The sequence below is a fragment of the Acinetobacter tianfuensis genome, from assembly GCF_003611465.1.
Taxonomy (GTDB): Bacteria; Pseudomonadota; Gammaproteobacteria; order Pseudomonadales; family Moraxellaceae; genus Acinetobacter; species Acinetobacter tianfuensis.
In genome coordinates this window covers 86697-112322 of sequence record NZ_RAXV01000004.1, presented here as the reverse complement: position 1 = coordinate 112322, position 25626 = coordinate 86697, and the positions used below count along the sequence as shown (strand labels likewise).

The 25626-nt window shown below is 44.0% G+C and carries 21 protein-coding genes; 13 read left to right on the top strand and 8 right to left on the bottom strand.

The genetic code is table 11. The features are described from left to right. Positions 1-471: 471 nt before the first annotated feature. The 3 genes from D7V32_RS03545 to D7V32_RS03535 all read left to right on the top strand — a co-directional run bounded on the left by D7V32_RS03545 (position 472) and on the right by D7V32_RS03535 (position 4779). Positions 472-1311 (top strand): M48 family metallopeptidase, encoded by an 840-nt coding sequence (locus D7V32_RS03545; protein WP_228200166.1) that lies wholly within the window; start codon positions 472-474, stop codon positions 1309-1311. A 205-nt stretch (positions 1312-1516) separates the two neighbouring features. Then, positions 1517-3901 carry a YgiQ family radical SAM protein gene (locus tag D7V32_RS03540; RefSeq protein WP_120401542.1) on the top strand — a complete coding sequence of 795 codons (2385 nt, stop codon included), beginning with the start codon at positions 1517-1519 and terminating at the stop codon, positions 3899-3901. Between the two features lie 326 nt (positions 3902-4227). Then, positions 4228-4779 (top strand): DUF2726 domain-containing protein, encoded by a 552-nt coding sequence (locus D7V32_RS03535; protein WP_120401536.1) that lies wholly within the window; start codon positions 4228-4230, stop codon positions 4777-4779. A 71-nt stretch (positions 4780-4850) separates the two neighbouring features. Here the strand turns inward: D7V32_RS03535 and D7V32_RS03530 are convergent, their stop codons facing one another. From D7V32_RS03530 to mdtD, 5 genes are all read right to left on the bottom strand, one after another. Then, positions 4851-5204: a RidA family protein gene (locus tag D7V32_RS03530; RefSeq protein ID WP_120401535.1), complete on the bottom strand. Its 354-nt coding sequence runs from the start codon at positions 5202-5204 to the stop codon at positions 4851-4853. 325 nt (positions 5205-5529) lie between these two features. Next, on the bottom strand, positions 5530-6585 hold the full coding sequence (gene dinB, locus D7V32_RS03525; protein ID WP_120401534.1) for a DNA polymerase IV: 1056 nt from the start codon (positions 6583-6585) through the stop codon (positions 5530-5532). 4 nt (positions 6586-6589) lie between these two features. Continuing rightward, positions 6590-6730, bottom strand: coding sequence for a hypothetical protein (locus D7V32_RS17195; RefSeq protein ID WP_171407565.1), 141 nt, complete (start codon positions 6728-6730; stop codon positions 6590-6592). A gap of 233 nt (positions 6731-6963) precedes the next feature. Continuing rightward, positions 6964-7677, bottom strand: a complete 714-nt coding sequence (locus D7V32_RS03520) for a glycoside hydrolase family 25 protein (RefSeq protein ID WP_228200167.1) — start codon at positions 7675-7677, stop codon at positions 6964-6966. A gap of 140 nt (positions 7678-7817) precedes the next feature. Further along, on the bottom strand, positions 7818-9209 hold the full coding sequence (mdtD, locus tag D7V32_RS03515; protein WP_120401532.1) for a multidrug transporter subunit MdtD: 1392 nt from the start codon (positions 9207-9209) through the stop codon (positions 7818-7820). 190 nt (positions 9210-9399) lie between these two features. On the opposite strand from mdtD, the gene D7V32_RS03510 reads away from it, so the two are divergent. Beyond that, on the top strand, positions 9400-11304 hold the full coding sequence (locus tag D7V32_RS03510) for a choice-of-anchor I family protein (RefSeq protein ID WP_120401531.1): 1905 nt from the start codon (positions 9400-9402) through the stop codon (positions 11302-11304). A gap of 165 nt (positions 11305-11469) precedes the next feature. After that, positions 11470-12444, top strand: a complete 975-nt coding sequence (locus D7V32_RS03505) for a hypothetical protein (protein ID WP_120401530.1) — start codon at positions 11470-11472, stop codon at positions 12442-12444. A 61-nt stretch (positions 12445-12505) separates the two neighbouring features. Here D7V32_RS03505 and D7V32_RS03500 read toward each other — a convergent pair whose 3' ends face one another. After that, the gene (locus tag D7V32_RS03500; protein WP_120401541.1) at positions 12506-13126 is read right to left on the bottom strand and encodes an LOG family protein; all 621 of its coding nucleotides are present in this window, start codon (positions 13124-13126) and stop codon (positions 12506-12508) included. 319 nt (positions 13127-13445) lie between these two features. Here D7V32_RS03500 and D7V32_RS03495 point away from each other — a divergent pair, with 319 nt between their 5' ends. The 6 genes from D7V32_RS03495 (at position 13446) to D7V32_RS03470 (ending at position 22075) form a co-directional block, all read left to right on the top strand. Continuing rightward, complete coding sequence (locus D7V32_RS03495) at positions 13446-15032, top strand: TerC family protein (protein WP_120401529.1); 1587 nt, start codon at positions 13446-13448, stop codon at positions 15030-15032. A gap of 71 nt (positions 15033-15103) precedes the next feature. Beyond that, a complete protein-coding gene (locus D7V32_RS03490) occupies positions 15104-15571 on the top strand; it encodes a YchJ family protein (RefSeq protein WP_120401528.1) in 468 nt (155 codons plus the stop codon). 62 nt (positions 15572-15633) lie between these two features. Then, positions 15634-16278 carry a trimeric intracellular cation channel family protein gene (locus D7V32_RS03485; RefSeq protein ID WP_120401527.1) on the top strand — a complete coding sequence of 215 codons (645 nt, stop codon included), beginning with the start codon at positions 15634-15636 and terminating at the stop codon, positions 16276-16278. A 124-nt stretch (positions 16279-16402) separates the two neighbouring features. Then, positions 16403-17722 (top strand): niacin transporter NiaP, encoded by a 1320-nt coding sequence (gene niaP / locus D7V32_RS03480; protein WP_120401526.1) that lies wholly within the window; start codon positions 16403-16405, stop codon positions 17720-17722. Positions 17723-18032: 310 nt separating this feature from the next. Continuing rightward, a complete protein-coding gene (parC, locus tag D7V32_RS03475; RefSeq protein WP_120401525.1) occupies positions 18033-20252 on the top strand; it encodes a DNA topoisomerase IV subunit A in 2220 nt (739 codons plus the stop codon). A 146-nt stretch (positions 20253-20398) separates the two neighbouring features. After that, positions 20399-22075, top strand: coding sequence for an AMP-binding protein (locus D7V32_RS03470; protein ID WP_120401524.1), 1677 nt, complete (start codon positions 20399-20401; stop codon positions 22073-22075). A 56-nt stretch (positions 22076-22131) separates the two neighbouring features. On the opposite strand, the gene D7V32_RS03465 is transcribed toward D7V32_RS03470, so the two are convergent. Then, positions 22132-22518 carry a hypothetical protein gene (locus D7V32_RS03465; RefSeq protein ID WP_120401523.1) on the bottom strand — a complete coding sequence of 129 codons (387 nt, stop codon included), beginning with the start codon at positions 22516-22518 and terminating at the stop codon, positions 22132-22134. 109 nt (positions 22519-22627) lie between these two features. Here D7V32_RS03465 and D7V32_RS03460 point away from each other — a divergent pair, with 109 nt between their 5' ends. Then, positions 22628-23029: an MAPEG family protein gene (locus D7V32_RS03460; RefSeq protein WP_120401522.1), complete on the top strand. Its 402-nt coding sequence runs from the start codon at positions 22628-22630 to the stop codon at positions 23027-23029. 108 nt (positions 23030-23137) lie between these two features. Continuing rightward, the gene (ppa, locus tag D7V32_RS03455; RefSeq protein WP_120401521.1) at positions 23138-23674 is read left to right on the top strand and encodes an inorganic diphosphatase; all 537 of its coding nucleotides are present in this window, start codon (positions 23138-23140) and stop codon (positions 23672-23674) included. 103 nt (positions 23675-23777) lie between these two features. Here the strand turns inward: ppa and D7V32_RS03450 are convergent, their stop codons facing one another. Continuing rightward, positions 23778-25094, bottom strand: a complete 1317-nt coding sequence (locus D7V32_RS03450; RefSeq protein WP_120401520.1) for an OprD family outer membrane porin — start codon at positions 25092-25094, stop codon at positions 23778-23780. Positions 25095-25626: the final 532 nt, after the last annotated feature.

Genomic DNA, 25626 nt, shown 5'->3' with positions numbered 1-25626 from the left:
GATCTAACTAAAAGGTGTCTACAAAATCGGGGGCTATTCAGTATTCAGCTCAATTTTTGAGTTTTGTTGGGTGCATTTTAATACGATAAAAGATATAAATACTGGAAGAATCATCTATACAGTCATGTTTACAAAGTGTGATCAGGGTCACTTTGAAACTGTAAATAAGATGCGAAAATGATTAAAAATGTGAAATATACCCTATAATTAAATCTTATTAATATAAATTTACGATTATTTAAAATAGTATGAACTGTGTCAAATAATTAATGCTTAATATGAATAGGGATCCAGAAATAGGCATATATATGAATAAATTAATGGTTTCGGTGTTCATATAAGATATTGAAAGTAAATATAAAAAATATTTTTTGGCAGGTGGTTTTTATTCCGATGAATGACTTTGATTTTTAACTTTGAATTATCTTTAATGTATTTAATTCGATTGTTATTAATAGCCAAAGGTGATTTATGAAAAATGTTAATTTTTTTGCGATGACATTAGGCTGCCTATTATTTACTGGCTGTATGAGCACAACGAATATGGGGACAGCTGCAGCTGAGCGTAAACAGTTTATGATGATTCCTGAAAAAATGTGGAATGCTCAATCTGAACGTTCTTATAAGCGTTTTGTAAATCAGGCGAAGGATAAACAGGTTTTAGTGATTGATAACAAATTGAATAATGTTTTAGAAAATTTGCGTTCTGAAGCAGATGTTTTTCGTACTGGCTCTAAAAACTGGAATTGGGAAATCAAGGGAAATTTGAATGGTGAGCTGAATGCCCATGCTTTGCCTGGCGGAAAAATTATTGTCAATACAGGTTTATATTGGGGGTTAAAGCTTAATCCCGATGAGCTGGCATTTGTGATAGCACATGAAATGGCACACTCTTTGCGTGATCATAATCGCGAAAAGGCTTCTATTTTGCTGGCCAGTAATGTTGCATTGCTGACTGCTACAGCTGGTGTTGGCGGTTTAGCATCTGCAGCTGCAAGTGCTGCCAGTCAAACTGCCATGCTGCCTCAAGGCTGGAATATTGAAGTTGAAGCGGATTTGATTGGTTTGGATATTATGGCTCGAGCAGGCTATAACCCCGAAGCCGCGATTGTTTTCTGGAATAAATTTCAAGCTGAAAGCAACCGCCGTAAAGCATTTGATGTTAAGCCTCTTATGAGTGACGATGTATTTGCCAAACGTATGGCAAATATTGAAAAGCATTTGCCAATGATGCAGCAGAAATATGAGCAGGCTTTAGCAAATAAAGTAACAGCAGACCTTTATACGACACAAAATATTGTGAAAAACTGATTGTTTTTATTACATCAAATTCACCAGTTTAGGATGCTTTGAAAGGTATCCTTTTTTTATTTGACGATGGATAACTTATTTATCAGTTGTGAGGTTTTGTATAAATTATAATCAAGCATGAGCTGGTTAATTCATGGTAAAATGCTCGGCTTTCGTATTTGATCTATTTTCTGATCTTCCACTTGCCAGCCGAGAATTGCTAGCCATGTCTACTGCTTATACTATGCAAACAGCGCCTACAGCGTTGTTTGATTACGACAAATATTGGGCGTCATGCTTTGAGCCTGCGCCATTTTTGCCGATGTCACGTGCAGAAATGGATCAGCTCGGCTGGGACAGCTGTGACTTTATTTTAGTTTGCGGCGATGCATATATCGATCATCCTTCTTTCTGTTCAGGCATTATTGGCCGTACGCTTGAAGCGCAAGGTTTCCGTGTCGGTATTATCGCCCAGCCAGATTGGACAAATGTTGAAGCATTCCGTGCATTGGGCAAGCCAAATATTGCATGGGGTGTAACAGCCGGCAATATGGATTCGATGATCAACCGTTATACTGCTGACCGTAAAATCCGTTCAGATGATGCTTATTCTCCAGATAACCAGCCGAATAAGCGTCCAGACCGTGCTGCGACTGTATACTGTCAGCGTGTTCGTGAGGCTTATCCAGATGTGCCCGTATTGTTAGGCGGGATTGAAGCATCACTGCGTCGTATTGCGCATTATGACTATTGGTCAGATAAAGTCCGCCGTTCGGTATTGATGGATTCAAAAGCGGATTTATTGATGTATGGTAACGGCGAGCGCTCAATCACTGAAATTATGCATCGCTTGGCCCGCGGTGAGAAAATTCAAGATATTACTGATGTCCGCGGTACAGCGTTTATTGTGAATAAACATAACCGCCCATCAAAGGCAAAATTCGTTGAGATTGCTTCGAATGATGTCGATGCAATTGGCCGTGTTGATCCGATCATTAACCCTTATGTCATGACTGAAGATATTGAAGGTTGTGAGATTGAACAAGGCAAGGACACCAGCCAGTATCAAGGTTTTCAAAAAGAGCACGTTGCAAATCCGATTGTCCGTGAAGGCGATAATTTAGACAACGATACACAGATTGTGCAGCTGCAGCCTGCATCAAAAGCCATTAAGCATAAATTGCCGCCGCGTGAACTAGCGGTGATTCGTTTACCTGCCTACGAAGACGTTGTGAATGATCCTGTGCTGTATGCACATGCCAACCGTATTTTGCATTTGGAAACCAATCCGGGCAATGCGCGCGCAATGGTGCAAAAACACGGTGAACGGGATGTCTGGCTGAATCCGCCGCCAATTCCGCTTACTACGGAAGAAATGGACTATGTGTTTGATTTGCCTTATGCGCGTTTGCCGCATCCAGCATATGGTGAAGCGCGTTTCCCTGCATTTGACATGATTAAGTTCTCTGTAAACATTATGCGCGGCTGTTTTGGCGGCTGTACATTCTGTTCAATTACTGAACATGAAGGCCGTATTATTCAAAACCGTTCGGAAGAGTCTATTTTACGTGAAGTAGAAAAAATTCGTGATACAGCGCCGGGCTTTACAGGCATTATTTCTGATCTAGGCGGTCCAACGGCGAATATGTACCGTCTGGCATGTAAAGATCCAGAGATTGAGAAAAACTGCCGTAAACCTTCTTGCGTATTCCCAGGCGTATGCCAAAACTTGCATACAGACCATGCGCCTTTGACACAGCTTTACCGTAAAGCGCGTGCGATTAAAGGCATTAAAAAGATTCTGATCGGTTCTGGGCTGCGCTATGACTTAGCTGTTTTGAACCCTGAATATGTAAAAGAACTGGTGACGCATCATGTGGGCGGTTATTTGAAAATTGCGCCTGAACATACCGAAAAAGGCCCATTGAATAAAATGATGAAGCCGGGTATAGGCACCTATGACCGCTTTAAGCAAATGTTCGACCGCTACAGTAAAGAAGCTGGAAAAGAGCAGTATCTGATTCCTTACTTTATTGCTGCGCATCCGGGTACAACCGATTATGACATGATGAACCTTGCAATTTGGCTGAAGAAGAATGGTTTCCGTGCTGATCAGGTGCAAACGTTCTATCCGTCACCAATGGCAACAGCGACGACGATGTACTACACAGGTAAAAACCCGCTGGCAAAAGTAGCGCGTTATACTGAAAATGTTGATATCGTGAAAGGCGAAAAGCGCCGCCGCTTGCATAAAGCCTTTTTGCGTTATCATGATCCAAATAACTGGCCATTGCTTCGTGATGCCTTGAAGGAAATGGGCCGTCAGGACTTGATTGGCAATTCGAAACAGCATTTGATCCCAACCTATCAGCCTGCTGGAACGGAAGGTCAATATCAGTCTGCCCGTAAGAAGAATTCAAGTGTTGCCGGTGATTCACAAAAACGTACAGGCAGCAGCGGAAATCGAAGCCAAACGCAAAACCAGCGTCCGAAAAAAGGTCAGATTTTGACGCAGCATACAGGCTTGCCTCCGCGTGAAACAGGTGACAGTAAAAAACCGTTTGGCGGACCAAAGCCAAAAGCTAAAGTGAAATCTAAATCAAAAGCTTAATTGAGCTTAAATCCAAAGGACGCTTAGGCGTCCTTTTTATTTTGCTGCATTTCATCGGAATTGTTAGACACTTTAAGCGCAAGGCCTTGCAGTGTTTTTCAATAATGGTCTAGAGTGATAGACAGTGCAAATGATTTGCCTTTGCTGTTCTAGCCCAGTGCATTTGCCGATTTGGCTTAAACCAAACGCGATGCAAGAGGATTGGAAGCAAATTTTATATTGGAAAATCTAACAATAAGACAGACCGTACGGCCGCATAGTCAGTGATACGCAGTATATGCGGGTGCAGTCCGAAAGATTATAAGAAATGTAAAGGATTATGAAACATGGCAATTTATATTGTAATGGGGAGCTTAATGCTCCTATGCATGTTGATGATTGCTTGGAAAAGTTTAGAGACTGGAGGCAAGCAGCAAGATAGCGCGCTGAAACAGCGGGCGATTTTTAACATCAATGAGCAGTTGACCTACACGCGGCTGAAGGAAATTTTGCCGGCCCATATCATTTTGGCACATGTGTCTTTTGATGCACTGCTGACGACTAAATACTACCGTACACGTAATAAATATCGAAATATGGTGGCAGACTTTGTAGTTTTAGACCGAAACCATCAAGTAACGGCTATTGTTGCTTTGGATGATCCAATGGTGCTGAAACGGCAGCAAGTATCACAGTATCAGGATGCGCTGCTGGAAATGGCAGGTTACCGTGTAGTCCGTTATGAAGATGTGCCTGAATACTTACAATTGAGGGAGGATTTTTTAAATTTTCCTGTACAGCAAAAGGTATTGCATAAGCCGAATGGCTTAAAGAAGTATCATTTATATTCTGATTTGGAACGGAAAAAGGTCAAGCTGTTAGGGCAATTCCAGTCCTAAAGAGAGCTTAATCCGCTGATGTTCATTATGTTGCAGATTAAAAGCAGGCAAGTGTCTGCTTTTTCTCGTTTTTAAGGTTTTACCGCAACAACGGTCATTTCAACAAGTACGTCAGGTGCATACATTTTTGCTTCAACGCAAGTACGGGGCAGCGCCTGTATATTGGAAACCCACGCATCCCAAACCGCATTAAATGCCGCATAGTCTTTTTCAATATCTTTAAGATAAATGGTCACAGACATAATATGGCTTTTGTCTGTACCTGCATCTGCCAGAAAATCATCAATGATTTTTAAGGTTTGCAGGGTTTGACCTGTGATGTCCAAACTTGTATCTGAAGCCAGCTGTCCAGCTAAATGAATTAAATGCCCTGCAATTGCAATTTCAGAAAATCGTTTTGAGATATGTAAACGCTGCACAGTCATGATCCTGTTTTCCTAATGATTGGGTATTTTGAATTTTAGGCATTACTGCACAAGGAAGTGTGAGGATGATTTTGAGGAATATCATATTGAAGGGGGTGAAGAGCAGAAGAGGCATTCCATGTGTAGCAGCAGAGATGTCCTGCAATATTCGGATTGATCGTCACGCCAACCGCAGGACATTATGCTGAAAGTAAAGGTGATTTTCAGCATCTCAGCGTATACATGGATAATGTACCGCGCAGATAGATTACTCTAAAATTGAACAATGTGAAGAGCAAATTGTTTTAATTTTATTCTTTTGTGTAAAAGTTAATCAAGAGGCCGATTAAAGCAGAGAAAGCTGAGCTTCACTTTGCATGTCCGAGAGTTGATAAACACCGATGCCAATGAGCCGAAATTGCAAGTGATCGGAGATATGCATGTCATCTAAAAGCTGCACAAGCGCCTGATTCAGTTCAAATCTATTGTGCAGCGGATGTTTGAAGCTTTTGCTATGCTGCAAAATTTGAAAGTTTTTCAGCTTAAGTTTGACGGTTACACCGCGCGCCTGCAGCTTTTTTTTGTCTAAGCTGTTCCATATCTGATCCATTAATTTTGGCCAATAGGATTCACACTGCGTTAAGGTCAGATCATCATCAAATGTCGTTTCTTTGGAAATTTGCTGCCGTTCGCGGCTGGCATGCACGGGACGTTCATCAATGCCTTGGGCATAGAGATAGAGCTGTTTGCCGTATTTGCCAAAATGCTGCACAAGTACGGCTTCATCCATTTGCTGTAGATCGCCCAATGTCTGCAGCTGCAGCGCTTGTAATTTTTCATAGGTGACTTTGCCTACACCGGGAATTTTTTTGAGCGGTAAATGCTGAATAAACGTCTGCACCTGAGAAGGTTTAATAATGCAAATGCCATTCGGTTTATGCCAGTCTGACGCCACTTTGGCTAAAAATTTATTAGGTGCAACGCCCGCAGATGCAGTTAAGCCTGTGATTTGCAGAATGTCTGCACGGATGTGCTCAGCAACGTCGGTAGCGCTGGGAAGATTCAGCAAATTTTCTGTCACATCAAGATATGCCTCATCTAAGGAAAGCGGTTCTATAATGGAGGTGTATTTTTGAAATATTTGATGAATTTGTGCTGAAACTGCACGGTATTTTTCAAAATTTGGTTCTATGACATAGACATGCGGACAATGTTTACGCGCTTGGCTCATCGACATGGCTGAGCGCAGTCCAAATTCCCGCGCAGGATAGGAGGCCGCACAAATGACTGCCCGCGGGTGGTGTGAGGATACGACCACCGGCAAGTGCTGCAGTTCAGGACGCTCCCGCAATTCAACAGAGGCGTAAAAGGCGTCCATATCGATGTGAATGATTTTGCGCATGTCTTCATCTTAATGCGCTTTTCGTGCCTTGTGAAGTCAGTGTGGAGGGCTGCGGATGTGTCAATAAAATGGGCTGGATCTGCTGTTTTTCGCAGCCTGCAGAAGAGTATTCAGACTGTGCCGCGCGTTCATTGGCAATGCGCATTAAAAATGCTAAGGAATGCCCTAAAGGCTGAAAAAATCATTCTTTACTATGGTTAGCGGTGCATGCCGCGAGGATATGGTGATGATGTTCCAGAGACGAAACTGGATTGGCTGCCAAGCTTGGAGCTTATTCAGCTGAGCCGGCAGCAATCGCCAAGTCGATTTTCAATAGGGGGCATACGGAAATACATCTTGCGGCATGGTTTTTATTTGCTTTATAGCATTTGATCTGGTTTATTTTTGTGCAGATTTATTAAGAGGCTTGTGCGGATAGAGGCCATTTTTCAGTAAAAATGCTTGCCAATCTTGAGCGCTGCCATTAAAAACATTCAGGTCTACTGCGGTGGAAATACCTGATATTTGCCCCTGACTGGTATGTTGCCAAAAATGCCATTCTGGCTGATTTTTAAGGTCTGGCTTGCCTTTATACTCTCGTACCCAAAGCGGTGTATCTTTAAACTCACCAGCCAGAACAATGTTGTAAAAAGTTTTAGAGACATAAAAGATCGGCTGTTTGCCATAGTGGCGATATAAGCGGTCATGCATATATTGAATTTCCTGCAGCATTTGCTCTTTGCTGTAGGTGTTGATGCATTTGCTGTCATATTCCAAGTCAATGGCAGGTGGCAGGGCATCGGTTTTATTGGGTACGCTGTCTATAAAATTTTGTGCCTGAATTTTACCGTCACGGCACAGCCGGTAAAAATGATATGCGCCAACCAAAAAACCTTGTTCTCGAGCATTCAGCCAGTTTTCTTGAAATTTAGTGTCTTTGAAATCACCGCCTTCTGTGGCTTTGAGATAAACAAACTGAAATTTTTCAGGCGATATTTTGCGCCACTGAATGTCTTTTTGATGATGTGAAACATCAAAGCCTTTTACTGGATATTCTTTGGCGCTGGCTGGACGGTGAGGCATGATCAGCAGATAAGCCAGCACAGCAATCATTGCAAGGCCCGCTGCACCCAAAGCAGGGGCATAAGCAGGAAGAGCAGATGATTTTTTCATTGTGTCAGCTTTTCAGTATCGGGGTGCAGCTATGATAGCGCGAACCCCATGCTGGAACTATACGCTTTCTGCAAATGTGCTTATACCGCGGCATTTTTAGGAATCTGCCAGAAAATCACGGCGGTGACCAGATTGATGCAGCCGAGGCAAATCAGGGTGATATGAAATGCGCTGAGGATATTTGCATTGCCGAAATAAGCGCCGAAGATGTTAACCAGCGTGCCTGCCAAAGCCACCCCAATACTCATAGAGACCATCATGATCATGGACAGGAAACTGTTGCCGCTGCTGGCATCTTGCTGCGGCAAGTCCTTGAGCGTCAGGGTATTCATGGAAACAAATTGCAAAGAGTTCAGTATGCCGAAGATAAAGAAATGCACAGTCAGCAGCCAGGTCGGTGTCAGCGGTGAGCTAAGTGAGAAACTGGCAATGCAAGCGCCAACCAGTAAGGTGTTGACCAGCAGAACATTGCGGTAACCGAAGTGCTGAATCAGCTGGCGGATGATCGGTTTTGACGCCAATGAACCCAATACAGCCGGGATCATCAGCAGGCCAGTGGCGAATGGCTCTAAATTAAAGGCTACTTGCAGCATCAGCGGCAGCAAAAAGGGCATGGCATTGCCGCCTAAGCGGGCAAAGAAGTTGCCGATGATGCCAATTGCATAAATACGGTTTTGAAACAGCGTGCTGCGGAACAGTGCATTTTGGTGAGTATGGGCGTGGTAGGCATAAATCAGCGCTGCCAAAATACCTAAAAAAATCAGGCCAATGCTTAAGCTGAGGCGGTTATGCGGGCTGGCAAACTGTTCAATGCCGAGAGACAAGCCAGCCATAGCAATGACCAGCAGAATAAACCCCCATAAATCAAACTTGGGTACGCTGGGTTCAGTGACATTTGGCATCGCTTTGAACGTAATGATGCAGCCCAAAATGCCCATCGGGATATTAATTAAAAAAATCCAATGCCAGCTGACATGTTCAACCAGCCAGCCGCCTAAAGTTGGACCAATCAGCGGGCCGATTAAGCCCGCAAGGCTCATCAGGCTCATGGCAGATAAAAATTGGGTGCGCGGAATGACTTTCAGCATCGCCAGCCGCCCAACGGGCAGCAGCAAGGCGCCGCCAATGCCTTGGATGACACGGTAAAACAGCAGTTCATTTAAAGAGCTGGCTAAGCCGCAGCCAAGTGAAGCCAGCGTGAAAATAATAATGGCGCTGAAATAGGTATTTCGAACGCCAAAACGGTCTGCCAGCCAGCCGCTCAGCGGAATACAGGCAGCTACAGACAGTACATAGGCCACAACGACACTGTGCAGCTGCAGCGGGTCTTCCTGAAGATTGCGGGCCATCGCAGGAATTGCGGTATTTACAATTGTGGTGTCCAAACCTTGCATAAAAAAGCCGATGGACACCAATAAGACCAAAAGTCGAAATTCAGGCTGTAAGGCTTGATGTGATGGCGTGGCATTCATAGGCAGCTAAAGCAGTTGGTTTTATATAGTTTAATGTAATGCTCCAATGAATTTGCAGTAATTCGAGCCTCAGTTACAAATAGAGAGCGCTATGTCATGGCGGTGCAAGAAAATTGCAGCCTTGCTGTCATGGCAGTTAAATTTAGTGCCAATACATTAAATGTCATTTTAATAAGCAGTTATGCATAAAATGAACATTAAATATTCAGTTTTATTGCTGTCTATACTGACAGCGGGATTAACAGGCTGCGGTGGCAGCGATCATGGTTCGGAAAATACAGCTCAGCCGCCGGTAACGGAAGAGGTGACACCCAATACGATTGAATTACAGAAAATAGGCGCATATGAGTCGGGTATTTTTGGGGCAAGCGCGGCAGAAATTCCAGCGTATGACCCGAAGAGCAAACGGTTATTCGTGGTCAATGCGCAAGCGGGCGTAGTCGATGTTTTAGATTTTCAGCAGCCTGAGCAGCCGAAATATATTCGTTCTTTAGATGCGAAAACATATCTCGCCAACTCTGAGGTCAATAGTGTTGCAGTTAACAACGGGATTGTGGCTTTAGCTGTACAGGCCGAAGACAAAACTCAACATGGCATAGTCGCTTTTTTTAAAGCCAGCGATTTGAGTTATATCAGCCAAGTTTCTGTAGGCGCTTTACCAGATATGCTGACTTTTACCCCAGACGGTAAAAAAGTTTTGGCGGCAAATGAGGGTGAGCCGAATGAAGGCTATGCCATTGATCCAGAAGGATCTGTGAGCATTATTGATATTTCAGATATTGCGAAACCGTCAGCTAAAATTGTGAACTTCAAGGCATGGGACAGCCGCAAAACAGAGCTGGAAAATTTAGGTGTCCGTATATTTGGGCCGGATACAGGTCAATATGCTGATGTTTATGCTCAAGGCATACAAACCGCTGCAGTTTCAAAAGACTTAGAGCCTGAATATATTGCGGTCAGTGCAGACGGCAAGACCGCATGGGTGAGCTTGCAGGAAAATAACGCAATTGCGGTTTTAGATATAGCCAAGGCAGAGTTTAGCGATATTTTCCCAATGGGCTACAAAGATCATAGCTTGCCTGAAAATGCTTTAGATGCAGGGGATAGAGATTGTGTGACCGGACTCAACTCTTTAGGCCAAGCGGTTGAGCAATGTGATAAAGATGCAGGCATGATTAATATCAAGGCTTGGCCTGGTTTATATGGCATGTATATGCCTGATGCCATTGCGCATTATCAAGCGGATGGTAAAAGCTATTTAGTCACGGCGAATGAAGGCGATGCGCGTGAATGGCTTAAAGATGAAAAGGCCTATTTTGAAGGTGCTGATTTAAACGCAGGCTATGCCGAAGAAATTCGTGTAAAGCATTTGTTTAAAAAAGCAGGTTTTGATTTAAAAGGTGACTATGCTGCACATTTACGTCAAATTTTCCCAGGAGTTAAGGGGGCGAAATTAGACAGTACCGTATTTGGCGCATGTAAAACAGCTGAGGCCAGTGAAATTTGCGCAGATAACCTGATTAAAGACTCACAAATAGGGCGCTTAACAATCAGCTGGACTCAAGGATTTAAGAAAGATGCGCAAGGCCGCCCAATATTAGATGCAGATGGAAAATTGACGTATGACAAACTGTATGCCTATGGGGGACGTTCTTTCAGTATCGTTGATCCTGTTGCAAAACGTATTGTCTGGGATTCAGGCAGCGAGTTTGAACGCAAAATAGCAGAATTATTTCCACAGCAATTTAACAGCAATCATGAAAGCTTTAAATTTGATGACCGCAGCGATAACAAAGGCCCAGAGCCTGAGGGCTTGGCTATAGGCGCAATCGGGAAGAAGACATATGCCTTTATAGGCTTGGAGCGCGCCAGCGGCATTATGGTCTATGACATCAGCAATCCAGCTCAAGCGCAGTTTGTGCAATATTTTAACCATCGGGATATTACGCAAACTGAAATTACCAAGCAGGGAGATTTGGGGCCAGAGGGGCTGATTTTCATTGCTGCACAAGATTCTCCAAATGGGAAACCGCTGCTGGCAGTCGGAAATGAGGTCAGCGGAACCACGGCAGTGTATCAAATTGCTGTCAAATAATAGACGCTGAATACTGATAGGAACGGGTTACAATATAACCCGTTTTTTATCGGTAAAAGAGATTGCGTGTCACTAAAATGTCATAATGATGCCATAGTATTGTCACGAATTTATGGTGGGCGAGCAGTGTCTCAATTTGCCCCGAAAGTGATATAGGCTTTTTTTATGACTATTGAAATTTTAATGGTAATTGGCTTCTGTTTAGCCGCCTATTCAATTGTCGGAAATGATGTGCCGCAAACGCTCGGTACGTTTATTTCGTCTAACTCCCATCGCCCTTGGTGGGTGCTTTGGATCTTCATCAGTACGATCTTGGCTGTGGTGCTCACTTATGGCTGGTACGCTTCAGGTGTAGGCGATGCCTCGTATGGACGTCTGGAAACAATTCCATTCCCTGAAGGCGGTATCACGTGGCTCTACATTGTGCCGCCGGTTTTACTGCTCTTGCTGACGAAATACGGTATTCCTGTCAGTACGACTTTCCTTGTCCTGACAATCTTCTCTCCGGCGAGTTTAGGCTCAATGATGGTGAAATCAATGATGGGCTATGCGGTTGCATTTATTGCGGCGCTCATTATTTACCGTTTTGTCGCCAACAAAATGACGGTGTATTTCAATCAGACAAAAGATCAGGAACACTCGGCTAAATGGGTGCTGCTGCAGTGGATTTCGACGGGCTTTTTGTGGAGCCAATGGCTGATCCAAGACTTAGCGAACATCTTCGTTTATGTTCCTCGTCAGGTGCCGTTTGAATTCCTCATGTTTGCGATTACTGTTTTTGTGGTATTGCTGGGCATTATTTTGTATCAGCGCGGCGGCGCGATTCAAAAGATTGTGGATACAAAAACAGATGTGACCGATGTCCGCGCAGCGACGATTGTTGACTTTATGTATGCGCTGATTCTTTTGGTTTTCAAAGAGTGGAGCAATATTCCAATGAGTACCACTTGGGTGTTCTTGGGCTTGCTCGCAGGCCGAGAATTTGCAATTTCGATGATTGTTAATCATGTCAGCAAGCACCGTACCTCACGCAATGTCAGTAAAGATGCGATGAAACTGATGTTCGGTTTAGCTTTATCGGTAATTTTGGCGACAACATTGCCATGGTTCTATGCCTTTGTGACTTCATTTGGCGCATAAAATATGGCAAAGCAGCAGATGTAAAAAAGCGGGCCTCAGCCCGCTTTTTGCTGTTTGAGGCTTATACTACAAATTGTTTTGGGCAGCTTAAGTTTTTCAGGACGCTGAAAATCTGCTGTGATGCGTTGCAGACAATGAGCTTGGCGCGGTGCTGCGGCGGCAGAAAACCTTCTTGCACCGCATGATCCAGCTGCGCAATCAGCGCATTATAAAAACCGTTTACGTTATATAGAATCATGGGTTTCTGGTGCTGATTAAGCTGCCCCCATGTGGCAATTTCCAATATTTCTTCAAATGTGCCTAAGCCGCCCGGTAAAGCAACAAATGCGCTGGCGCGTTCCGCCATCATGGCTTTGCGTTCATGCATGCTGCGCACCACATGCAGCTCGGTTAAGTTGTGATGCGCGATTTCATAGTCCAGCATAAATTCTGGAATGACTCCGACAGCTTCGCCGCCCTGCTGAACTGCAGCGTCTGCAACTTGTCCCATCAGGCCAATACTGGCGCCGCCGTATACGATGCCAAAGCCGTGCGCTGCGATGCCTTGGGCCAAAGCAATGGCCTTTTCTTTATAAATTGGATTGTTGCCTGAGCGTGAACCGCAGTATAAGGCCACCAGCGGCTGAGTTGTTTTAGGAGATGGATTATTCAATTTTTCTGTCATTTGCAAAATACTGTTCATCATTATTTTTATTACCTTATCACTTTATTTTTTATGCCTCTAGTTTAAGTTTGCAATATGACAAGAGAATGTCAACGCGCCGTTTTACAGGACCTGCAGGCTGGTGAGGCATCTGATAAAAGGGGTGAAATTTTACGGTGAATTGCTATACTGAAAGCTTAATTCACAACACATGCATGACTATGGGCAGTGATAGTTGTCACTCGGCACGTAAAAAATACTTAGAACGAAATATCCAATTGGCCAGCGCAGGCCTGTTATCTACTCAGAACATTTTGAATGCTATACCCAAACAGCATGATATTCAGGAGAAGAATAGATGATCTTTGAATGGATGTCAGATCCTTCCGCTTGGGTGGGACTGCTGACTTTAGTTATTTTAGAAATTGTTCTCGGCATTGATAACCTTGTTTTCATTGCTATTTTGGCGGAAAAACTGCCGCCTGAACAGCGGAACAAAGCACGGATATTAGGGCTGATGCTGGCGCTGTGCATGCGCTTGGTGCTGCTGGCATCTATTGCGTGGGTGGTTACGCTGACTGCGCCATTGTTCCATATTTTTGAACACCCATTTTCTGGGCGTGATCTCATCTTATTATTTGGCGGCGTTTTCCTGTTATTTAAAGGCACCATGGAGTTGCGTGAGCGCCTTGAAAATAAGCCAATGTTAAAAGAAGAGAATCCAGTTCATGCGACATTCTGGATTGTTATTGCGCAGATTGTGGTGCTGGACGCCGTATTCTCACTGGATAGCGTGATTACCGCTGTAGGCATGGTGAAGCACTTATCCGTCATGATGATTGCCGTCATCATTGCGGTCGGCATTATGCTGTGGGCATCTAAGCCTTTAATGAACTTTGTAAACCGTCATCCGACAGTAGTCATTTTATGTCTATGCTTCCTGATGATGATCGGTTTCTCTTTATTGGTAGAAGGCTTTGGTTTCCATATTCCAAAAGGCTACCTATATGCGGCAATCGGCTTCTCAGTACTGATTGAATTCCTGAACCAGACAATGCGTCACAATCAGGAAAAAACAGTGACAACGACAGACCTGCGCTACCGTACGGCATCTGCTGTTATGCGTATGCTGGGCGGTAAGAGCAGTTCAGAAACACAAAATGCCGACCATGAGGATGTGCTTGCGACCCGCGCATTTGCGGATGAAGTCTTTGATGAAGACAATGGTGTTTACCACAGTGTTATGGTGCAGGGCGTATTAGGCCTATCTGAACGTCCGGTCAAGTCGGTTATGACGCCGCGTCCTGAACTGGAGTGGCTGGATTTGGATGAAGATGAGCAGTCGATACGCGAACAGCTGCTGAGCACAACGCATTCACGGCTGATTGTTGCGCATGGCGAACTGGATAATATTGCCGGTGTGGTGCTGACACATAAAATTATGAATGAGTACATTGAAACGGGTGTGCTGGATTTCAAAAAACATCTGCGCGAACCAGTCATTGTGCATGAAAATGCGCAAGTGCTGATGGTGATGGAACAGCTGCGTCAAGCGCCGCTGCAGATGGCGATAGTACTGAATGAATATGGCTCGATTGAAGGCGTGGCGACTCCAATTGATGTCTTAGAGGCGATTGCTGGCGAGTTTCCAGATGAAGATGCGCTGGAAACTGCGGCAGAAAGCCTTGAAGATGGCACTTTGATGCTGGATGGCTCGACTGATATCCGTCACGTATCGCTGTTGTTAGACTGCGATTTAGTCGATGAATCTGAGCAGTATTCAACGCTTTCTGGCTATATTTTGTTCCATTTAGGCCGTTTGCCTGAAAGCGGCGCAAAGCTGACTGCAGATGGCCACATTTTTGAAGTCGTGACAATGGATGGCCACAAGATTGAAAAAGTCCATGTTGTTCCTTTGGAAAATAAACCTTCAGCAGAGCCATAATGGACTCAACCTGATTCAGAACTTCCGTTAAAATAGCCTGCTACATAGCAGGCTATTTTTTTGAGAGCATTATGTCTGAAAGTTTATGTCCATGCGGCCAAGGTGAATATGTACTGTGCTGTCAGCCTTTGCATAGCGGTAAAGCTCTTGCGCAAAGCGCTGCGCAGCTGATGCGTTCACGCTATAGCGCTTTTGCTAAACAGGAAATTGAATACATTGTGCAGACCACAGCGGCAGGCCAGCAAAAGGCTTTAGATGTGCCAGCCATTGCGGCGTGGAGCAAGGGAAATCAGTGGCTGCAGCTGGAAGTCGTACAGGCCAATGAAAAGCTGGATAAAACACATGCGCAGGTAGAGTTTAAAGCGCATTATCACGACGGCAAGCAGACACATGTGCATCATGAAATTTCACATTTTGTGAAACAAAATGGCCGATGGTATTTTCTTGATCCGACCACAGATATGCAAATTACCATGAAACAGCCCTGTATTTGCGGATCTATGAAAAAATTTAAGCAATGCTGTGCGCAATTTTTATAACGTTGCGGCGCAATTTAACTTAGAATAGCGCGCATCTTTTACCCGTCAGTGGATGAAGGGCAATGCTGCTTACCGTTATTTATATCATCGCAATTACGGCTGAAGCCATGACTGGCGCATTATCTGCAGGTCGGCGAAGCATGGACTGGTTTGGCGTGATCTTAATTGCCTGCGTGACTGCGCTTGGCGGAGGTTCTGTGCGTGATGTGCTGCTGGGGCATTATCCGCTGACTTGGGTCAAGCACCCTGAATATTTGATTCTGACCTGCTGCGCTGCTTTTGTAACGATTCTCATTGCAAAATGGATGCGCCATTTACGCAATATCTTTTTGGTGCTGGATGCGCTGGGCTTAATTGGCTTTACTATTATCGGCTGTCAAATTGCCTTGGAAATGGGACACGGCTTTGTTGTCTCTGCTGTCGCTGGTGTATTGACAGGAGTTTCTGGCGGGATCCTGCGCGATATTTTATGTAATGATGTGCCGCTGGTGTTCCGCCGTGAACTGTATGCATCGATCTCTTTTGTCGCCGTGATTTGTTATTGGGTCTGTTTGGAAATTGGCTTGTCACTTGAACTGACGGTCATTGCGACGCTTATTTTCGGTTTCAGCCTGCGTTTAATTGCAATTTATTTTGGTTTGGAAATGCCTAAATTTATTTATAAAGAAGATGACGATCAGTCTGTATCCTCCAAGGACCTGTCTTAAAAATCTGCGGCTTTGCTGATGTGCAGCGCTGCCGCGCCGTATTTTTTATCATATAAAAATAGCAAAATCATAAGTACTGTTGTGAAGGCAGCATTCCATCTTTCACCTTATCAGAGATCTTGTTATGGATTTAGTCTCAAGGATACAGCGCTTGCCGATCGGCCGCTTTCACTACACTTTGCTGGTTGTGATTGGTTTGGGCTGGATGTTCGATGCGATGGATACAGGATTGATTTCCTTTATCTTGGCGAAAATGGCAGAAGACTGGGCAATGACGCCAGCGGAAAAGGGCTGGGTTGTCTCCATTGGTTTTGTGGGCATGGCCATTGGCGCGGTGTGTTCGGGCGCTTTGGCAGACCGCATTGGGCGTAAGACTGTTTTTGCGGCGACATTAGTCATTTACAGCTTAGCAACTGCAGCTTGCGCTTTTGCGCCAAATTTAACTTGGCTGCTGGTATTCCGCTTTATTGTCGGCCTAGGCTTAGGCGGTCAGCTGCCTGTAGCAGTTACATTGGTCAGTGAATATATTCCAGCGCATGTGCGCGGGCGTTTCATTGTGCTGCTGGAAAGCTTCTGGGGCTTGGGCTGGCTGGCAGCGGCGCTGGTCTCTTATTTTGTGATTCCTAAATTTGATTGGCATATGGCATTCTTGGTTGGCGGCTTGCCGGCTCTGTACGCGATTGTGATTTGGAAAATGGTGCCTGAATCGATTCCGTATTTGATTAACCGCGGCAAACATGCAGAGGCGCATGCGCTGGTGAAAAAAATCGAAGCGCAGTGCGGTGTTGAAGTTGTAGAAATCTTTGCAGTAAAGCCTGTTGCAGAAAAACAGGATATTTCTTTTGGCCAGCTGTGGTCGGGTGTATTTGCGCGACGTACTTTAATGCTTTGGCTGATTTGGTTCGGTATCGTGTATTCGTACTACGGTATTTTTACATGGCTGCCAAGTCTGCTGGTGAAGCAGGGCTATACCATTGTGCAGTCTTTTGAATATGTGCTGGTGATGATACTTGCACAGCTGCCGGGCTATATCGTGGCAGCATGGCTAGTCGAAAAACTTGGCCGCAAAGCAACGCTTGCAGGCTTTATTGGCATGTGCGCAGTTTCAGCTTATTGTTTTGGCCAAGCAGAAACCGTGACCATGATTGTGGTTTGGGGCTGTTTAATGTCATTCTTTAATTTGGGCGCATGGGGGGTGCTGTATACCTATACGCCAGAACAGTATCCTGCCAATATCCGCGCTTTTGGCTCAGGCTGGGCTGCGGCTATTGGCCGTGTCGGCGGTATAGCTGCCCCGCTGGCGGTAACGCATATGATGGTGATGCAAAACGGTTTCAGCTACGTCTTTACAATGTTTACAGCAGTATTGCTGACGGTTGCCTTGGTCATTTTAGTTTTGGGTGAGGAAACAAAGGGCAAAACGCTGGAGTCGCTTGGGCTTTAAGTTCTGATCACTCGGTATTTTGTCATTCATTGGCTTTGAAGCCTGCGCTTGATTCGCGCTGGCAGCAGTATGTATAGCAATTGGCAGGCGCTTGAATTATATTTCAGGCGGCCTGCTTATTTTTGCCTGTTTAAAAATAAAAAATTAGAAGTTGATCATTTTCTTGAAAGTGGATAATTTTACGGCAATAGATCAGTTTGAATCGCTGATTTGCTGCTGTGCGCAAGCTTCGACTCTTGTGTCCAGCACAGCAGAGACATAGCATAAGAACCCAGACACAATAACGAATGAATTAGGATGACAGGTTGTTATGACAAACCTTGCGCATCAAGCGACAGAAAACCGTTCCGTAGCAGAATTTACTGAACAAGCTTATCTCAATTACGCCATGTACGTGATCATGGACCGCGCGCTGCCGCATATCAGCGATGGCCTGAAGCCTGTACAGCGCCGTATTGTCTATGCCATGAGTGAGCTGGGTTTAAAGCCGACAGGCAAACCGAAAAAATCTGCGCGTACCGTGGGTGATGTATTGGGTAAATACCATCCGCACGGTGACTCTGCCTGCTATGAAGCAATGGTGCTCATGGCGCAGCCGTTCAGCTACCGTTATCCATTTATTGAAGGCCAAGGCAACTGGGGTTCACCGGATGACCCGAAATCCTTTGCCGCAATGCGTTATACCGAAGCAAAACTTTCGGCATACAGTGATTTGCTGCTGTCTGAATTAGGACAGGGCACTTGTGACTGGCAGGACAACTTTGACGGTTCAATGAAAGAGCCTGTGAACTTGCCTGCACGAGTTCCAAACATTTTATTGAACGGCACAACGGGTATTGCCGTCGGTATGGCGACCGATATTCCGCCGCATAACCTGCGTGAAGTTGTAAAGGGCACGATTGCGCTGATCCGCAATCCAAATTTAACGGACAATAAAGTTGCCGAATATATTCCAGCGCCTGATCTGCCGACCAAAGCTGAAATTATCAGTTCGCCAGAAGAGCTGCTGAAAATTCAAATTACAGGCCGAGGCAGTTACCGTACCCGCGCTGTATACACCATTGAAAAGAACGAAATCATTATTACGGATTTGCCGTACCAAGTGTCTGGCTCAAAAATTATTAGCCAAATTGCAGATCAGATGCAGGCCAAAAAGCTGCCTTTGGTCAGTGATTTGCGTGATGAATCGGATCATCAGAATCCGACCCGCTTGGTGATTGTGCTGCGTTCAAGCCGTATCGATGCAGAATCGGTGATGAGTCATTTATTTGCGACGACTGATCTTGAGTCCAGCTACCGCGTCAACATGAATATGATTGGCGCAGATGGCCGCCCGCAAGTGAAATCAATCCGCCGCCTTTTACTGGAATGGATTGAAATCCGTAAAAATACCGTTACGCGCCGTTTACAGCATCATTTACATAAAATTGAAAAACGTCTGCATATATTGGGCGGCCTGATCGTTGCCTATTTAAATATTGACGAAGTGATTCAGATTATTCGTGAAGAAGATCAGCCTAAACCTGTTTTGATGGAGCGTTTTGGCATTGATGAAATTCAAGCTGAAGCTATTTTAGAGCTGAAATTACGCCATTTGGCAAAACTTGAAGAAATGGAAATGCGCCGTGAGCAGGAAGAGCTAGAAGCGCGCGCTGCCATTATTCGTGAGCAATTGGCAAATCCAGAGTCTTTAAAAGCGCTGATTATTGAAGAGCTGAAAGATGATGCGAAGAAGTTTGGCGATGACCGCCGTTCACCTATTGTACAGCGCGAAGAATCGCAAGCGATTAATGAGCAGGACATGCTTCCGGCTGACCCAGTTACTGTGGTGCTGTCAGAGGCAGGCTGGATCCGCTCGGCCAAAGGCCATGATGTCGATGCGCAAAACTTGAATTTCCGTGCCGGTGACCAGTATTTGAGCCATGCGCAAGGCAAGTCCAATCAGCGTGTTTATGTGCTGGATGAAACAGGCCGCAGCTATGCGCTGGCCATTAATGCCTTGCCATCTGCGCGCGGTCTGGGTGAACCCTTAAGTTCTAAGCTTGCGCCCGCGAGCGGCGTCGGGTTCAAGCAAGTGTTCATTGCAGACGATGAAACTGAAATTTTGGCATTAAGCAGCAAAGGCTATGGCTTTAAGACACAGGCGAAGCAGCTGGATACCAATGCCAAAGCAGGCAAAGCATTTTTAAGCCTATCTGATGATGCACAGCCTTTAGCGCTGCAGTCTATTGAAAATGCCACACATCTTGCACTGCTCAGTTCAGCGGGGCGTTTGCTGATTATTGAGCTGGCCGATTTGCCAAGTTTGAATAAAGGTAAAGGTAATAAATTGATACAGCTTGAAGCGAAAGATCAAATTGTGTCTATGACTGCGCTGAATTTAGATGAAGTAGTTCAAGTGCTTGCAGGAAACCAACAATTAAAGCTGAAAGCTGATGATCTGCAGAAATATATCGGCAAGCGGGCATCGAAAGGTGTACTTTTACCGCGCGGATATCAAAAAGCAAATAAACTGGATATTCAAAGATAACACTAGCATCCATCAATCAAAATACGTTATATATGCAACGTACTAGAGAAATGGATGCAATATTGAGCAGCAAGAAGTTAAATAATCAAAGCTCAGTATTGAAAAACTTGAAATATTAAGGATTACCGATAGGAGAATTGGGCATTATGGAAAAGATTTGGTTCGCTGAATACGCAAAAACAGGGATTCCAGAAACTGTAGAATTGCCGCCAGAAAATACTTCTTTGATTGATGTTTTTGAACGCAACTTCCAAAAGTTTGGTTCGCGTGAAGCCTTTATCTTTATGGATAAAGTATTGACCTTTGAACAGCTGGATGAAGCAAGCCGTAAATTCGCCGCTTACTTGCAAAGCCTAGGCCTTCCTAAAGGTTCTCGCGTTGCAGTCATGATGCCGAACGTACTTCAATATCCTATCGTTGCTTTGGGGGTCTTCCGTGCCGGTTTAGTACTGGTTAACGTGAACCCGCTTTATACAGCGCGTGAGCTTGAGCACCAGTTAAATGACTCTGGTTCTGAAGTGCTGGTGATTGTTGAAAACTTTGCTTCGGTTTATCAGGCAATCATTGGTAAAACACCAGTGAAGCATGTGGTTGTGGCTTCAGTCGGCGACATGCTGGGCGCTTTAAAAGGTACATTGGTGAACTTTGTATTGCGTTCTGTACGCAAGCAAATTCCAGCTTGGAACATTCCGGGCCATATCCGCTTCAATGCGGCAATGTCTAAAGCCAACATTAACAGTTACAAACGTCCAAGCGTATCTTTAAGTGATACCGCTGTGCTTCAGTATACTGGCGGTACAACTGGCGTATCAAAGGGTGCGGAGCTGACTCACCGCAACCTTGTGGCGAATATGTTCCAGTGTGACGGCATTTTCCAAAGTAAATTTGGCCAGCAAGACGGCGCTGCAGATGACCGTATTTTCTGTGCGCTGCCGCTGTATCATATTTTTGCATTTATGGTGTGCGCGCTTTACGGTATGTACAAAGGCCAAGCCAACGTACTTATTCCAAACCCGCGTGACCTTCCAGCAGTGATCAAAGAGCTGCGTAAATACCAGCCGACATTCTTCCCGGCAGTTAATACTTTGTTTAATGCTTTAGTCAACAACGAGGAATTCAAACAGCTTGATCACAGCAAAATGAAGATGGCAATGGGCGGCGGTATGGCTGTGCTTCCATCTACAGCTGAAGCGTGGAAAAAAGTGACTGGCACGAACATTATCGAAGGTTACGGTTTGTCAGAAACTTCACCGGTTGCAACGGCGAACCCGCCAGCATCGATGGAGTTCAGCGGCACAATCGGTATTCCATTGCCGTTAACTGAAGTTGCAATTTTAGATGATGCAGGCAATGAAGTTGCTTTGGGTGAGCAGGGTGAAATTTCAATCCGCGGCCCGCAGGTGATGAAAGGCTATTGGAACCGTCCAGACGAAACTGAAAAAGTGATGTGCAATGGTTTCTTCCGTACAGGCGATATCGGTGTGATGGATGCCCGCGGTTATGTGAAAATTGTTGACCGTAAGAAAGACATGATTTTGGTTTCTGGCTTCAACGTTTATCCTGCAGAAATTGAAGAAGTGATTGCAAAGCACCCGAAAGTGCTTGAAGTGGCTGCAATTGGCGTACCTGATGAAAAATCAGGTGAAGTGCCTAAGTTATTTGTTGTGAAAAAAGATCAATCTTTAACAACAGAAGAAATTTTGGCATATGCTAAAGAAAATCTGACTGGCTATAAACGTCCGCGTTATGTTGAGTTTATGGATGATTTGCCAAAATCTAACGTCGGTAAAATTCTGCGTAAAGATTTACGTAAAACTGCGTAATTCAGCTGAAACTAAAAAAGCGCCTAAATGGGCGCTTTTTTTATGCTGCAGAAAAACTAAATGGTTTTTTTCATCATCCAGCGGTCGAAATAACGGCGGCCTACACCAAAAATACCTAAGAAAATAAACATGGTGCCGAACTGGCGGCTAAAGCCTGAACTATTGAATGCGCCGTAACTTAAAATATTGTCAATTAAGCAGTAGACGAAAATAACAATAGCCCAATGCCACAGCGGCCAGCGTTTAATGGCTGTGGCATAAAAAGAAACCCACATCACGGCAAAGGTTAATATCGTCGACCAAACATTCAGATTGGCGCAGATGACACAGAGCAAGAATGCGCAAATAGGTAAAACAACCTTTAGAATGCGGTCAACTTGCTTCTGATGGCCGCGCTGCTGCTCGAGAGCATCAAAAATTTCCTTTTGTTCAGGACTGACCATGACAGAACCTACTTACATGAATTAATAAAACACTCAATTTAACAAAATTTATTCATGAATTGCCATGTTATGATGGCTTTAATAAAGTATTCCTCATGAGAAAAAACACATGCAAAGCATAAGTGGGATCATTTATCTCATTTTAGGCGCTTGTTTGCTGCCTTATGTTTTTACAATTATTGCAAAAAAAGCAGGCGGCTTCCGAGCGCAGGATAATCAAAACCCGCGGGCTTTTCTTGCGCGGACTGAAGGTTTAGCTGCCCGGGCACATGCTGTACAGCAGAACAGTTTTGAGAGCTTGCCGTTATTTATTGCTGCTGTCCTCATGGCAGAGTATATGGTGGTGCCGCAGAGGCTGGTGATGACTTTTGGCATTGCTTATTTAGTATGCCGTGTCATTTATGGTATTTGCTATCTTAAAAATTGGGCTGCCTTGCGTTCGGTGGTTTGGCTGCTGTCTATTTTGTGCCCAGTGAGTTTGCTGCTGCTGATTATTAAACTGACTTCATAAGCTTTTAAGATGAAATTTTTGAGCGAAGCTGCAAAATCATAAAAAGTGATGTAAAAACCGTTATAATTGTCGCGGTTTAAAAAATTAACTTGTTTAAAGAGTGATGCTATGAGCTACAGCAATATTCCTGCAGGCAAAGATGCGCCAAACGACATCTATGTCATTATTGAAATTCCTGCAAACGCAGCGCCAATCAAATATGAAATTGATAAAGATTCTGATGCATTATTTGTAGACCGTTTCATGGGTACAGCAATGTTCTACCCAGCGAACTACGGTTATGTGCCAAATACATTATCACTTGATGGTGACCCGCTTGACGTATTGGTTGTAACTCCGCACCCAGTAGAGCCAGGTTCTGTAATCCGCTGCCGTCCAGTGGGCAAACTGAACATGGAAGATGATGGCGGTGTTGACGCTAAACTTGTTGCTGTTCCGCATGACAAATTAACGCCAATTTACAAAGACGTTCAGGAATATACAGATCTTCCTCCTTTATTGATCAGCCAAATTGAACACTTCTTCCAGCACTACAAAGACTTAGAGCCAGGAAAATGGGTTAAGTTAAGCGGCTGGGAAGGTGCGGACGTGGCTAAGCAAGAAGTGCTGAGCTCAATCGCTGCATACCAAGAAGCGAACAAATAATTCCATTTGGAATCATGCTTGGTCTAGCTTGCCAGATCGAGTCATAAAAAAACCTGCATCAAATGATGCAGGTTTTTTTATTTATCTTAAATCAACTGCGGCATTAGAATAATTTCACAGGAATATCTAAGAATAAACGCCATTCGTTAGTATCACCGATATAGTTGCCAGCTTGGTAGTTATCACTTGCACGGTAGTAAGAGTGACGTACACGCAAGCTTGCATCTTTAGCGAAACCAGACTGAGCTGTATATTTCACTTGGTTAAAGAATTCTCGCTCTTGACCATCTTTTGCTGAGTTGTTGACTTTGATGTCCCAGCCATAAACAAATGCAGACGTCCAGTTCAAACCAGGTACGCCGTAATCAGCAAAGTTCAAATTGTATTGAACTTGCGCTGATTTTTCATGGTTGCCAATAAAATCTGACATGTATGAGTTTGGCAGATAAATACTTTGGAATCCGTCTGCATTTTGACCGTAGTCATAACCCGTATTGCCTGTATTTTGTTGGTAAGCCAACATTACAGTGTGTGCATCTTGGTTATAAGTGCCTGATAATGCCCAAATATTATTGCTGCGGCCGTCTACATTTTTATTGCCGATTGTTGAAGAAGACGTTTCTGCTTGTTTATCCCATTCAGTGTGATAGCCGCTGAAATCAACAGTGAAAGCGCTGTCGTTAGCTAACGGCAATTTATAGTTGGCATTGATATAATGGCGTTCTAAAGCATTTTTAGAATCTAGACCATAGTAAGAAGCATTCAATTGGTCATTAAATTTGTATTGCGCGCCCCAAACAATAGCACTGTTAAGCCCATTGCCATTCACATCCGCATCGCTATTGATTTGATCTGACATTTGGTTTTTAGTGAATTTACCTGCAACCAATTCAAGGTTTTGAATTTCACGGCTTGTTGCAAGCACGCCTTCAAAGTATTCAGGAACCATACGGCCAGTGTTGCTTGCAAGTACAGGTAAATCTAAAACTTGAGTACCGTAACGAACTTCGGTATTTGAAATACGCGCTTTGACACTTGCACCGCCGCGTGCCCAATGGTCGTATGCATCAACATGGCCATTTGCATTTTTTGCACCGCCATTATGTAAAGGAATCATTTGGTTGCCAGCATGATTGTTGTCCCCAATTTTGAAAGAACCATCAACCACAGCACCTACACCAAAGCCAACAAGACCTTGAGTATAGCCAGACTCTAAACTGAAAATTGCAGACTGAGCTGTAGAGCGAGTATCTTCGATGCCATTTTTCTTATCGCGGTCAATAAAGCCTGTGCGGAATAGCACAGTGCCTTCGGCATCTTCCACAAAGCCTTTAGATTCGCTTTGTTCGCTTGCAAAAGCTGTTGAAATTAGAGCTGCGTTAATGAATAACGCCAATGTTAGTTTTGATGTCTTAAGCATTGGGAGAGAGCCTCATGCATAGATATATAGTTAAAGAGTGTATAGATTGTATTAGTATTCTTAAAAAAAACATTACTTTTATTGACTCTATTACACTAAAGTCATGCAGTTTTTCGATAAGCAGTCATCCAAATGTTATTGGATGAGAGTAGTTGCAGACTCATATATTTTTTAATAATGAGTAAAAACATGCAGATAAAAACTTGACCTTGCATGAGGCATACAGGGATTGAAAATTGCGCTAAAAAAATGACCATCTAAGGCATAAATATATATTGACCTAATAAAAACAAAACTTTGACGGTATGTCTTGTTTTTACATGGGATATAGAATGAGATTTAGAAATTCAGTCAGCAATCCAGAGCTTTAACTGAACCGGATAAAAAAGGCAGAAAAAATTGATTGAGCGGTAAATAAATATATTGAATATCAAACGGTTTTTTTAAAATTTTCTTGTTATTTTATTCGTGTGAATTATGTATTAAAAAAAAGATATTTGCATGCAGACGATTTTAAATTTGAGCGATGAGG

Excerpts from the sequence above, each read along its gene's own strand:
- D7V32_RS03545 (WP_228200166.1), top strand. The coding sequence starts at position 472 with ATGAAAAATGTTAATTTTTTTGCGATGACATTAGGCTGCCTATTATTT.
- D7V32_RS03540 (WP_120401542.1), top strand. The coding sequence starts at position 1,517 with ATGTCTACTGCTTATACTATGCAAACAGCGCCTACAGCGTTGTTTGAT.
- D7V32_RS03535 (WP_120401536.1), top strand. The coding sequence starts at position 4,228 with ATGGCAATTTATATTGTAATGGGGAGCTTAATGCTCCTATGCATGTTG.
- D7V32_RS03530 (WP_120401535.1), bottom strand. The coding sequence starts at position 5,204 with ATGACTGTGCAGCGTTTACATATCTCAAAACGATTTTCTGAAATTGCA.
- dinB (WP_120401534.1), bottom strand. The coding sequence starts at position 6,585 with ATGCGCAAAATCATTCACATCGATATGGACGCCTTTTACGCCTCTGTT.
- D7V32_RS17195 (WP_171407565.1), bottom strand. The coding sequence starts at position 6,730 with ATGCGCATTGCCAATGAACGCGCGGCACAGTCTGAATACTCTTCTGCA.
- D7V32_RS03520 (WP_228200167.1), bottom strand. The coding sequence starts at position 7,677 with ATGATTGCTGTGCTGGCTTATCTGCTGATCATGCCTCACCGTCCAGCC.
- mdtD (WP_120401532.1), bottom strand. The coding sequence starts at position 9,209 with ATGAATGCCACGCCATCACATCAAGCCTTACAGCCTGAATTTCGACTT.
- D7V32_RS03510 (WP_120401531.1), top strand. The coding sequence starts at position 9,400 with ATGAACATTAAATATTCAGTTTTATTGCTGTCTATACTGACAGCGGGA.
- D7V32_RS03505 (WP_120401530.1), top strand. The coding sequence starts at position 11,470 with ATGACTATTGAAATTTTAATGGTAATTGGCTTCTGTTTAGCCGCCTAT.
- D7V32_RS03500 (WP_120401541.1), bottom strand. The coding sequence starts at position 13,126 with ATGAACAGTATTTTGCAAATGACAGAAAAATTGAATAATCCATCTCCT.
- D7V32_RS03495 (WP_120401529.1), top strand. The coding sequence starts at position 13,446 with ATGATCTTTGAATGGATGTCAGATCCTTCCGCTTGGGTGGGACTGCTG.
- D7V32_RS03490 (WP_120401528.1), top strand. The coding sequence starts at position 15,104 with ATGTCTGAAAGTTTATGTCCATGCGGCCAAGGTGAATATGTACTGTGC.
- D7V32_RS03485 (WP_120401527.1), top strand. The coding sequence starts at position 15,634 with ATGCTGCTTACCGTTATTTATATCATCGCAATTACGGCTGAAGCCATG.
- niaP (WP_120401526.1), top strand. The coding sequence starts at position 16,403 with ATGGATTTAGTCTCAAGGATACAGCGCTTGCCGATCGGCCGCTTTCAC.
- parC (WP_120401525.1), top strand. The coding sequence starts at position 18,033 with ATGACAAACCTTGCGCATCAAGCGACAGAAAACCGTTCCGTAGCAGAA.
- D7V32_RS03470 (WP_120401524.1), top strand. The coding sequence starts at position 20,399 with ATGGAAAAGATTTGGTTCGCTGAATACGCAAAAACAGGGATTCCAGAA.
- D7V32_RS03465 (WP_120401523.1), bottom strand. The coding sequence starts at position 22,518 with ATGGTCAGTCCTGAACAAAAGGAAATTTTTGATGCTCTCGAGCAGCAG.
- D7V32_RS03460 (WP_120401522.1), top strand. The coding sequence starts at position 22,628 with ATGCAAAGCATAAGTGGGATCATTTATCTCATTTTAGGCGCTTGTTTG.
- ppa (WP_120401521.1), top strand. The coding sequence starts at position 23,138 with ATGAGCTACAGCAATATTCCTGCAGGCAAAGATGCGCCAAACGACATC.
- D7V32_RS03450 (WP_120401520.1), bottom strand. The coding sequence starts at position 25,094 with ATGCTTAAGACATCAAAACTAACATTGGCGTTATTCATTAACGCAGCT.